Here is a 565-nt window from a genome sequence, read left to right on the forward strand (position 1 = left end):
GTATCGGAAGGTGCGGCTGGATCACCTCCTTTCTAAGGATAATACGAGTGCGCTTTTGTTTTGTTCAGTTTTGAATGAGTAATTCATTCTTTCTACTTTGTTCCTTGAAAACTAGATAATAGATAGAAGGCAATTAATTTTTTTCAAAGCATCTGTAAGACTTTTTTAACGGTTAAGTTAGAAAGGGCGCACGGTGGATGCCTTGGCACTAGGAGCCGATGAAGGACGGGACTAACACCGATATGCTTCGGGGAGCTGTAAGTAAGCTTTGATCCGGAGATTTCCGAATGGGGAAACCCACTGTTCGTAATGGAACAGTATCTTTACCTGAATACATAGGGTACTGAAGGCAGACCCGGGGAACTGAAACATCTAAGTACCAGGAGGAAGAGAAAGCAAACGCGATTTCCTGAGTAGCGGCGAGCGAAACGGAATTAGCCCAAACCAAGAGGCTTGCCTCTTGGGGTTGTAGGACACTCAACATGGAGTTACAAAGGAACGGGGTAAATGAAGCGATCTGGAAAGGTCCGTCAAAGAAGGTAAAAACCCTGTAGTTGAAACTTCG

1 rRNA gene is annotated in these 565 nt (G+C 44.6%); it reads left to right on the forward strand.

Going from position 1 to position 565, the window contains the following annotated elements:
- Positions 1–170: 170 nt before the first annotated feature.
- Positions 171–565: ribosomal RNA gene (locus tag CVN76_RS04845) — 23S ribosomal RNA — on the forward strand; the annotation flags it as partial.

This window comes from Bacillus sp. mrc49 (genome assembly GCF_002803435.1).